Source organism: Bacillus sp. G16 (assembly GCF_021282335.1).
In the GTDB taxonomy this organism is placed as follows: Bacteria; Bacillota; Bacilli; order Bacillales; family Bacillaceae; genus Bacillus; species Bacillus inaquosorum.
The window spans coordinates 55,557-67,553 of the sequence record NZ_JAJSOZ010000013.1 but is presented as its reverse complement, the minus strand read 5'-3'; the positions used below and the strand labels follow the sequence as shown (position 1 = coordinate 67,553).

The 11,997-nt window shown below is 45.6% G+C and carries 1 protein-coding gene; it reads right to left on the bottom strand.

Annotated features, from left to right (window positions below):
* Nucleotides 1-38: 38 nt before the first annotated feature.
* Nucleotides 39-11,987, bottom strand: a complete 11,949-nt coding sequence (locus LWH95_RS16120) for a non-ribosomal peptide synthetase/type I polyketide synthase (protein WP_232919975.1) — start codon at nt 11,985-11,987, stop codon at nt 39-41.
* Nucleotides 11,988-11,997: the final 10 nt, after the last annotated feature.

The following is an 11,997-nucleotide window of genomic DNA, read 5'->3' as shown; positions in this document are numbered from 1 at the left end:
ATTTTGTATAATTTAAACAAATAAATATATGCTTTTCCCTAAAAGTTCAATTGAATAGAATCAAGCATGTTCTCTTGTTCCTCATAGCTGCCGCTCAATCCGATATGTTCAATTAGAATGCTTGGTTGTTCTAAAATCGCGGATAGAATGTGTAAGTAGTCGTTTGATAAAGCCTCGATTCTGCTTTTCTTAAACAGTTTTTTCGAATATTCAAACAGGCCTTGGTAGTTGTCTTGGTCCGCCTGAATCGACAAGGTCAAATCGAATTTGGCAACCGGATGATGAAACTGATACGGCTTGAGCTGAAGGGAATCGAGTGTCAATTCAGCGTGATCGAGATTTTGCAGCACAAACATCGTATCGAACAAAGGATTGCGGCTTGGATCTTTCGAAAGATGTAAATGCTGAATCAATTCTTCTAACGGGTAGTCTTGATTTTTATAGGCATTCAGCATGTTTTCCTTTACTTCGTTTAAGTAGGCATCAAATGTTTTACGGCCCGCCGGCTGATTGCGGATGACTAACGTATTGACGAACATTCCCACGACCGACTCCACATCCAAATGATTCCGCCCAGCAGATGGCGTTCCTACGACAATATCCTCTTGTCCGCTGTATTTGGATAAAAGAATCGTATAGGCTGCCAATAAAATCATATACAGTGTTGCTCCTGTGTTTTCTTCCATTTGGCTTAAGCCTTGTTTCAAGTGTTCCGGTATAACAAATTCAAAGGATTCGCCTTCGTAATCACGTACGGCAGGCCGCTCGTAATCCGCAGGTATGTCCAGTACAGGAATGTCATCACGAAACTGATCCAGCCAGTACGCTTCCTGACTCTTGATATTCCGTTTCTGAATATCTGATTGCTGCCAAACTGCATAGTCTTTATATTGAACAGAAAGCGGATCGGGTTCGTTCCCCTCGTAGAGCCGGCTTAAATCTTTCATCAGAATGTTGACGGATACGCCGTCAGAAATGACATGATGCATATCAACCACAAGCACATGCCGCGCAGGTTCTAGTTCAATCAGTGCGGCCCGCATCAGCGGCGGTTTGGCTAAATCAAACGCTTGGATAAAATCAAGCACACGATCGTCCGCTTCTTCTTCGCTTGCTTGAATTCGTTCTATTGTAAATTCAACGTTCTGATGAATACGCTGTGCCGGTTCGCCTTCATATAATTCAAAGCTGGTCCGCAAAGCTTCATGACGCTCGATTAATTTTTGGAAAGCGGCGTTTAACCGGTCAGGATCAATCGTCCCTTCCACTCTCATGGCACCCGTCATATTGTAAGTCAGCTCGCCGCCCTCTGCGTGACTTAATAAATACATTCGCCTTTGAGCTGAAGAAACTGGATAATAGGACATTTCCTTTGCGGCCGGGATCGGTGTATATCGATTTTTGTTCATGTGTAACGCCTTGTCAGCCAATTGTTCAATGGTAGGAAACTTGAATATGTCTTTTAGCGTCAGGTTTACATCCAGCTCTTTATGAATTCTGGCGGCTAAGGCCGCCGCGCGAATGGAATTTCCTCCGAGATCAAAGAAATTATGTTTGATCCCCGCACGGCTTATTCCGAGCACTTCCTGCCATAAATCTGTCAGTTTGGACTCCACCTCATTGCCCGGCGGAACATATTCAGCTGTCTGTTGCAGACTTGCTTCGGGTGCGGGCAGTGCTTTACGGTTTATTTTCCCGTTGGACGTTAATGGCATATGCTCAAGACGGACAAAATAGGACGGAACCATGTAGTCCGGGAGCTCCGATGACAATTGTTCCCTAAGCTGCCCAGCCGCTATAGGTTTGTCGCTTACGTAATACGCGCACAATTGTTTTAAGCCGTCTTCTGCTTCTTCGGCTGTAACAGCGGCTTTTTGCACCGCTTCCACGTTATGCATCGCTGCTTCGATTTCACCAAGTTCGATTCGGTGTCCCCTGATTTTGACTTGTTCATCGATGCGTCCCACATATACAAGATTTCCATCCCTCAATCGCTTAGCCAAGTCCCCTGATTTGTACATCTTCGCTCCCGGGATATACGGGTTATCAATGAACTTCTCTGCCGTTAAATCTGGGCGATTCCAATACCCTCTGGCAACACCGGGTCCGCTGATATACATTTCACCGATTACCCCGATCGGAACCAGGTTTCTGCTTGCATCCATCACATAAATGTCCGTGTTGGCAGCCGCAGTGCCGATCGGTACAGATTCCCGGTTGTCCCGTTTTGGGTCGTAACGGTAAATCATACATCCGACGACAGTTTCCGTCGGCCCGTATTCATTGAAAATGTCCAGCCGGCCTTTAAACTGCTCGCTGACACTTTTGGCCAGACGGGTGCTTAAATTTTCTCCGCCCACAATCATTTTCCGTATTGTGGTGCCGCCTGCTATATTCATCTCCTTGATTACATGCAAATGTGCCGGGGTCAATTTGATTATGTCGATTCTTGAGTCCTGCATAATCGCAGAAAGCACAGCGTTTTTGTCTTCTCCGTCGTAGACAATGATGGTATTTCCCGTCACCAGCGGTGTAAATATCGAAGTCACCGTCAGGTCAAAAGAAATAGAGGAGTATAATGGGAAGTTGGTTTTCTCTCCTGTCACATAAACTTCTTTCGCCCACCAAATATAATTGGCCAGCCCCTGGTGCTCAATGAGTACACCTTTCGGATTTCCAGTGGAACCCGACGTATAGATCATGTAGGCCAAATCATGCGCATTGCTGAATAATTCAAGATTTGAGCGGTCTTCATGATAAGAGTTTTCCTCATCCAAAAGCACAACTTCACCATCATAAGGTAATTGATCTTGCAGGTTGTGGTGTGTCAACACAATCTTCGCTTTTGAATCCCTCAGCATATAATGGATCCGGTCCTCCGGATACTCAGGGTCAATGGGCACGTATGCGCCGCCGGATTTCAGCACAGCCAAAATTCCAACAACCAGCTCGATACAATGCGGAGAGAGGATGGCAACGAATTGATCCGCTTGTATGCCTTTTCTCCGTAACGTTCGCGCCAATTGGTTTGCCCGTTCATTGAGCTGTCTGTACGTATACCGCTCATTGCCAAAAATAACGGCTTCATGATCAGGCCGCTGTTCCGCCTGAATTTCAAACCATCGAGAAACCGTTTCGTTATGCGGATACGATGTCTTTGTGTCATTAAACTTCGTCAGCAATTGATACCGTTCGGTTTCAGACAGCATAGGAACGGAAGACAACGTCATCTCCGGCTGCTTAACAAGGCTGTGTAAAATGCTGATATAGTGTTTTGTGATCTGTTCAATAGTTTCTTGTTCAAACTGTCCCGATTTAAAATCAAAATGCATCTCTATCTGTTGCCCGGCATCTTCGACCGTCAGCATCAAATCATATAAAGAGACTCCGGGGTTTCGCTCTTTCACCTTAAATGTACATTCATTGTGCGTTATTTCATGAAATTCAATATTTTGAAACACAAACATCGTGTTAAACAGTGATTTTCCTGTTGTTTCCCGCTGTACATTTAATTTTTCAACCAGCCGGTCGAATGGATAGTCTTGGTTTTCGAAAGCGTCAAGCGTCTGCCGCTTTACTTCTTCCAGATAATCCGTAAACTTTCTATTGGCGTGCGGCTTCGTCCGGATTCCGATGGTTTGAATGAAAATTCCGATGATATTTTCGACATCCGGATGATTTCTTCCTGAAGCAGGCGTGCCTACGACAATGTCTTCTTGTCCTGTATATTTATGAAGCAGCACTTTGTAGGCGGCCAGAAGCACCGTATAAAGGGTCGTTCCAGCCTTTTGCGCCAGATCTTGCAGCGAACGGATTACATTCGGCTGCAGAGAGCACGTCACGCGCTGCCCCTCGGAAGACCGTACCGCCGCTTTTGAACCATCTGTCGGCAGTTGAAGAACCGGGATTCCTTCTTGAAATTGTTCCAGCCAATATGTCTCCTGCTGCTTCATGGCATCCTCATTCAGCCATTGGTTCTGCCATTCTGAGAAATCTTTATATTCAAATTCAATGTCCGGTAATGGTTTCCGATGATATAAGGCCAGCAATTCATTTGTAAGGATGTTGATGGAATAACCGTCCGAAATGATATGATGCATATCAATGAGCAGCTCGGCCTGCCCGTTATCAATCTTGATCAGCTCCGCGCGGACCAAAGGAGCTTGTTCCAAGCGGAACGGTTTTACGAACCGGTCTGCATAGTCATCAAATTCGTCCCGGCTCATTGTCCGAACATGAACGTTAACATCAACTTCGTTTTCAAGTTTCTGGACAATTTCGCCGTCTGAGATTTCAAAACACGTGCGAAACGCTTCATGCCGCTGCATGACTTGCTGAAGAGAAGAAATCAGGGCCTGCTCATCGTACTGCCCTATAATTGATATTTGGCCGAATATATTTTGAGCCAATTGATCCGGTTCCATTTGGTGAAGGAAATATACTCTTTGCTGCGCCGATGATGTCGGATAATGCGCTTTTTTCTCAGCAGCCTTCATCGGGAGGTACATGACTTTCTTTTCATTCTCAATGAAACGTGCTAATTCCTTAACAGTCTGGTGATTGAAAAATTGTCCGATGGAAACTTTTTGATGAAATGTCTTCTGAACTTTGGAAAGCATCAGCGTCGCTTGGAGTGAGTTTCCTCCCAGAGCCAGGAAGCGATCTGATCTTCCAACCCGCTCAAGGCCGAAAAGTTCCTCCCAAATCTGCGCCAGCTGTCGCTCCGTTTCATTTACCGGCGCCTCGTAGGCGTCAGCAAAGTTTGCCGTTTTGCTTACAATTGAAGAGACCCGCTGCTGGTGATCGGTATACAGTTCTTGTAAATCTTGCTGTTCTTCATCGGAAAACATCATCAGGGCATCAAGAGGGACACAATCCTCCTCAACCATTTTTTGCAGCAATTTCGTAAAGCCCGCTCCCCACTTTTTCATGATTTCCGGACTGATGACGTTCGTATTAAAGTCGAAATCAAGAACATATTCTTCATTCGCGTCTGTTATGTTAAGAAATAAATCGTACAGCATGCGTTTCACCGGGTATGCAATGGGCTCCGCCTCCGCCTTTCCGAAATGCAGCTTTCGAAAAGGCCTGTCCAAATTAAAGATAATTCGCATATCGGGCACTTGATCGTGCGGAAGCTGCCTGGCTACCAGTGTCATCGGAACAGCTTGATGCTGCATGGCGTGATTCACGTTTTCTTTCATACTGCCAAGATAACCGGATAAAGTGCTTTCTGAAGAAGACGTATTCTTCACAGGAATCATATTGACGCAATTTCCAATCAGAGCATGATGTTTCATATGCGATTGACCTGCTGCAGGAATCCCGATCACAAGACCCGTCTGTTTGGTTAGCTGGTGCAGAAAAAGATGAAATGCGCCCAGCATTGTCACAAATACACTATTTTTCATCCGAATGCTTAATGATTTTAAAGCCTCGCTTAAAGGCCGTCCAAGCCTGACGGTACATCTGTCTCCCTCATATCCGTTCGGATAACGGGCGGAAGCGACGCTCGGCAGGACTGCCTGCTGTATCGGTTCAGAGAAATGATGCCGCCAATAACGGACGCCTTCTTCATAGTGGCCGCTATCAATCTGCGCCTGCTGCCAGTCTAAATATTGACGAAACGAAGGAGCAGCCTCTTTTGGCGGAAACGGTTTTCCTTGTACAATTGCTGTATAGTTGCTCTCCAGCTCTTGAACAAAAACAGCGATTGACCATCCATCGGCAATGACATGATGGAACGTGAGCACAATCAGATGTTCATCTTGAGTCGATGTAAGCACATGGATTCTAAACAAGGGCTTTTGTTCATGAAAATGAAATGGCCGCTTGGCATCTTCTGTCAGCCAATTCTGCATTTCCAACTCCCGTTGCTCATCCGGGTGACCGGTAAAATCAATGACAGGAATGTCTATATTTATCCGTTCCTGCACCTGCTGTACCTCGTCATTCACATGAATCACCGTACGTAAAGCCTCGTGGCGGTCGATGATATGCTGCACGGCTTGTTTTAACAGCGTATGCTGCAGTTCACCCTCCACTTTTAGCATAATGGACTGGTTTAAAGCTGCAGAAGCTCCATTCCCATAATGGGATGCCATAACCAATTGTTTTTGTTCAGGTGAAAGCTCGTACGTCCCGGATTTTTTATGGCTGCCGTCGTTAGGGGAATCTGGGCCTTCCGGGATAAATCCGCCTCGGCGAAGATCCTTCACCGTGTCTTTAACGGCTTGAATGATATGTTCAATATCATCCGCGCTATGCGCAGCAGACAAGAAGCAGTTGCGTCCTTCCCATACATAGACCCCTTTATAATTGAGATGGTAAAAGAACAAGTCGTTATCAAGCGATGAGACAAAACGGAATAAAGAACCGAATTGAACCATACGGATAGGCACTTGCGATTGTTCAAAGTAGCGATTTAACTGATCGACTAGGGAGGTAGTGTTTTGATTTAGCTGCTCATACAGGTGTTCTCCCTCGGTTTGTAAATGTTGAAGCACGGCTAATGACATTCTCATGGTAAGCGGGTGAGTATTGAAGGTGCCGGCCACAAACGTGCGTTTCGCCTCATCCTGTGGATAGGAGTCGTCCCCATACTGCCAGGTTCCCCCGTCGATCGCATTCATGAACTCAGCTTTTCCGGCAACTATCCCTAACGGCTGTCCGCCGCCGATGATTTTTCCGTAGGTCACCAAATCGGCTTGAATGCCGAACCATTCCTGCGCGCCGCCGAGACCGATCCGAAATCCGGTAATAATTTCATCCATAATCAGGGCTGTCCCGGATTGCTGCGTGATTGCCCGCAGTTCTTTCAAAAATGCTCCCGGCTGCAAATCCGGCCTGCGGCTTTGTACAGGTTCTACCAATACGGCTGCCAATTCATCTCCAAGACTGCGAATCACATCGAGCGAATCTGGATTGTTGTAATGCAAAATAATCAAATCATCCATAAAGCTCTGCAGTATGCCCGGAGCAAGCGGATTCGCAGACGCAGCTCCGCCTTTTGTACTGGCAACCCCTAATACGCCGTCAAACGTACCGTGATAAGAGCCTGAGAACGCCACAACTTTCTTTCTTCCTGTTGCCGCCCTTGCCAAACGAAGGGCAACCATGACGGCTTCTGTTCCGGAATTATAGAAAGCGACCCTTTCTACCCCGGTACATGTGCGGATTCGATCGGCAACTTCACCGGCGACATCCGACATCGGACCGAGCGGAGGCAATGATGAACGGATTGAATCATCGATAACCTGTGTAATAAAGGGCGGATGATGCCCGAAAAGATTAACCCCAAATCCCATGGTGATATCGATATATTCGTTTCCATCAATATCCCACATCTTGGAACCGTCAGAACGTTGGGCAATAATCGGGTACACGATTTCCTTCCAGTATGAACGGAAACTGGACAAGTTTCGGTTGTTTGCATGAGCAAATCGGGTTTTGTCCGTATATTGTTTGGAACCTTTCGTTTTATCTGCGTATTTCCCGATGAAATCTTCTAAATATCGTCTTTGCTGTGCGGTATAGTGTCCCTGTTCATGCAGGTTCTGGGGCTGAAAAGGAACATAGGGTTTCGCTTCTTGAGCCAATTTCTTTTCTGCAGTGACGGTCGGCGTCCCTTGCTTGACAGAAGGAATTGATTTTTCTAGCGCTTTAGCGTAGTCTTTCACATCGGAATGATGTCCGCTGTTTCTCAGCAAATTAAAGCTATTTAATTGAGCCTGCAAGGTATTCTGAATTAATTGATTCTGAGAAGCGATTATTTTTTCGAGCATGTGCTCTTGATGCTCTTCTCTGTGGCCAGATTCAGGCTGTGTTTCTGAAATGACCAGTTTTTCCTCCGCCGGAACATTCTCTTGAGCCGGTGCGGATGCAAAGGACGATGGAGCGGTATCAGCCAAGTAATCTATGACACTTTGAAGGTTGTTCATCGTATCGAAAAAACGATCCATCGGGATGTCTACACCAAATTCGTCAGCGATGGCTTTTTTGACCTGTGACAGCATGATGGAATCCATTCCGAGCCCGATAAAATGCGCATTCAAATCGAGTTCATCCGCTCTGATTCCCGAAGCATTGCCGATTACAGTTTTCAGAAAGGATTCAATATGCGCCTTCGTTTGATTGATATTCATTGCCGCTTCTCCTCTCTCTTCGTCCTCGTTTAAGCGCAAATGGTCAGCTTCAGCCCAGCAGCGGTTTCGTTCAAACGGATATAAGGGCAATGGCGTTTTTTGTACAGTTTCACCGGCATAAAGCGCGCGCCAATCTATAACGGCTCCTTGCACAAATAATTCGGCGGCGCGATTCAGCCATGTGATTCGTTCATCATGCGTACGTATACACTGCTCAATCAGATCAGCAGCTTGTTTATTCAGCTCTTCTTTATGAGCAGGCAGCATTTCCTTCAAGTTCTTATAACCAATGTGTACCCCGGGAAGATGGCTGTCTCCTTGAACCACGGAGGTCAGCTTGTCACATAATTCTTTCTTACTGAATACAACCATGGCCATACCATGATCCAAATGAGCCCTTCCTGTACTGGCTGTATAGCAAATGGACTTCAATGAAGCTTGGCTGCCATCCGATACATATTGCAGATACTGCTGTGCGAGTTCATAGAGTGAATTTTCAGTATGAGCGGATAAAACAAATAGGTGCGGCTCATTTTCGTCCGCGAGTGCTTCCTCACTTTGAGAAATATATTCTTCTAACACCACATGAGCATTCGTTCCGCTAAAACCGAACGAGCTGACTCCGCCCCGCAGCGGCTCATCCCCGGATGTGAACTCTGCAACTTCCTGATTTATATAAAACGGTGAAGAGTGAAAATGGATGAACGGATTGGGTTCATTAAAGTGGGCTAACGGCGGGTTTTTCTTTTGATTCAGCATGAGGACAGATTTGATCAGCCCAACGACGCCTGCCGCTTCAAACAAATGACCGATGTTCGATTTAACAGAACCAATCGCACAAAATTGTTTTTTTGCCGTATACTTTTCAAATGCTTTACAAAGCCCGTTAAATTCAACCGGATCTCCAAGCTTGGTTCCGGTGCCATGCGCTTCGATGAATGACAGCGTTTCAGGAGCAATGCCCGCGTCTTTCCAGGCCGTTTCAATGACCTCAGTCTGAGCTGCCGGGTTCGGTGCAGTAATCCCGGCGGTTGTTCCGTCTTGATTCATCGCGCTCCCTTTGATTACGCCGTAAATATGGTCTCCGTCGCGAACCGCATCCTGCAAAGGTTTTAATAGGACTGCCGCCGCGCCTTCACCTGAGCCCGTGCCGTCTGAATCTTTGCTGAACGTTTTCGTGTATCCGTCCGAAGATTCCATATCAAGTCCGATACGCATCGGCAAGAGCGATGTCCGGATACCTCCGGCAATAGCCATTACACACTCGCCAGAATTTAAAGATTTGCACGCCATATGAACGGCAGCAAGCGATGAAGAACAAGCTGTATCCACTGTGACCGCCGGCCCTTTTAGATTTAAGAAATAAGCGATTCGGCTGGCTAACACTGAAGGAAGATTGCCTACAATATATTGATGAAGTTCCTCCGGATAATTGGCAGAAAGGAGGCGTTCATAATCGTAGCCCACCTTCGAGTACCCTGCATATACCCCGACCCGACTCCCGTGCATGCTGTTTCCGGCATAGCCCGCATCTTCAATCGCATGCCATGCAGACTGCAAAAACAGTCTTTGATTTGGATCCATAAACTGAGCCGTTTTAGGAGCTAAACCGAAGAACGAATAATCAAAGCGGTCGATTTCATCTAAATAGCCACCTTTTACAAACTGATTCTCATTGAATTCACTTTGGATGGACTTTAAATAATCCGCCGCATCTTTCAGCCGAGATGCAGGGTATTCTCGAATGCTGTGCTCTCCTTTTTCAAGCAGATTCCAAAAATCGCTTTTAGTCGATGCTCCCGGGACATTGAGCGACATTCCGATAATGGCAATGTCTTTCGGCGACATTTGGCTTCGCTTCTCTGTCACATCATGCTTGATTTCAGCATGGTTTTCAGACAGAAATGCCGCTAAATCAGTGATGGAAGGATACGTAAAGAGGTCGGAAACGGCAAGCTCGCGCCCAAATTTCTGTTCTATGCACTCAGCAATCTGCGATAACTGTAATGAATTTGCTCCCATATCAAAATAACTATCAGTGAGGTGAACCTTTCTTCCATCGAGAACTTCGGAAAAGATAGACAGCAATTCCGTTTCTATCTCATGAATCGGCGTCTGTCCGGATTTTTCAGGGCTGCTCTCCAAAAATTCATTGATGGCGGCAGACTCTATCGAAAAATTCCCTGCCTCATACTGTCTGGCCAGTTCATATCGCTTAACCTTTCCGCTGGTTGTTTTTGGAAGCTTCCGGATTGGAAGGACTTCTTTTATGTTCCAGCCGCCCCGCTTGTACAAATACTTTTTAATCTCTTTGACAAGCGGTGCAAATTTTTCAGGTGATTTTTTAAAAACAACAAAGAGCACGATTTCTCCGCTTCGCGTCTTTTGATCATATACACCGCAGGCGGCAACCCTTCCTAAGTCAACCTCTTCCATTTCAATCGCGACCCGTTCAATATCGTGAGGGTAGATATTTTTTCCGTTCACGAAAATAATGTCCTTTTCTCTTCCGGTTACGACTAAGTTACCACTTTCACTAATGAACCCAAGGTCTCCTGTTTTTACCCAGCCGTCAGAAGTCATCGCTGTGTCCGTACTTTCGGGGTTGTTATAATACCCTTGCGTCACATTGTCTCCTTTGATCTGGATATGGCCGATGATTCCGTCTTCTACTCTTTCATTTTCTCCGTTGGAGATTCGAATCTGACAATAGTCAATAGGCTGTCCCACTTCGACGAATGAAGCGCAATTTTGATCTTCTTTGCTGACTTTTACAGCTCTTTCGCCGAGGTTTAAATGATCGCGATGCAAATAAACGGGGACGAATTCTTCGCCTGTTTTAGAGAACGTTGCGCCGACTGAAGCTTCCGCTAAACCGTAAACATTTAAAATAGCGGATCTTTTCATATTGAATGTTGCGCATCTTTTTAAAAATTCGTCACATAGCTCCGGCAATATCGGTTCTGCACCGTTTGCGATGACTCTGATATGGGATAAATCCCAGTCTGGTTCGTTTTTCAGAAATTTAAGGAAGTAGTTGTATCCGAAATTAGGAGAGGATAGAATGCTGGTTTTATGTTCATGAGCTTTTTTCATCCAAAGGATAGGTCTGCGAATAAATAATTCTGTAGGCATTAGATTTTGATTGATTCCGACTAAGAAGGGAACAAGGTGGCAGGCGATGAGCCCCATATCATGCGTTAAAGGCATCCAAGATAAGAAAGAGTCTTTCGAATCAATGGACAGAGCATTTCGAATGGCACACGTGTTATGTATTAAGTTGTGATGCGTTAACATGACTCCTTTTGGATGTCCTGTCGATCCTGAAGAAAATTGGATAAAGGCCAGTTCATCCGCATCAGATTCATATATAGAAGCGGCGTAATCGTAGGTTTGATCTTGAATAATGTCAGATTTCTCGTTTAATTGATGATGGAAATCTTGTAAATCGTGTTCTGCGGCGTATTTCTTTATTTTATCCAATACTTTCTCAGAGGCAATCAGATACGGATGATTTAATATATTCCAAATGCGCCAGACCTTCAGCTTATGGTCATCATCTTCTCCGATACTGACCGGTACCGGGATCATTCCTCCTAATAAACAAGCCCAAAAAGCAACGACAAATGATTTGTTTTCTTGGATTTGAAATACAATTTCCTGCTTCGGCTGAATGCCGATATGCTGTAAATAGCCAAGAAACCCCTGTGCCTCATCAAACAATTGGCGGTAAGAGACAACTGTCTCTTTTTTATCGGATTCGATAAAACGGATCCCGCGATCAGAGATATTGCTTCTTTCCCGAATGACATCGACTAAGGTTTGGAATTGACTGGTATACATAGGTCCCCTC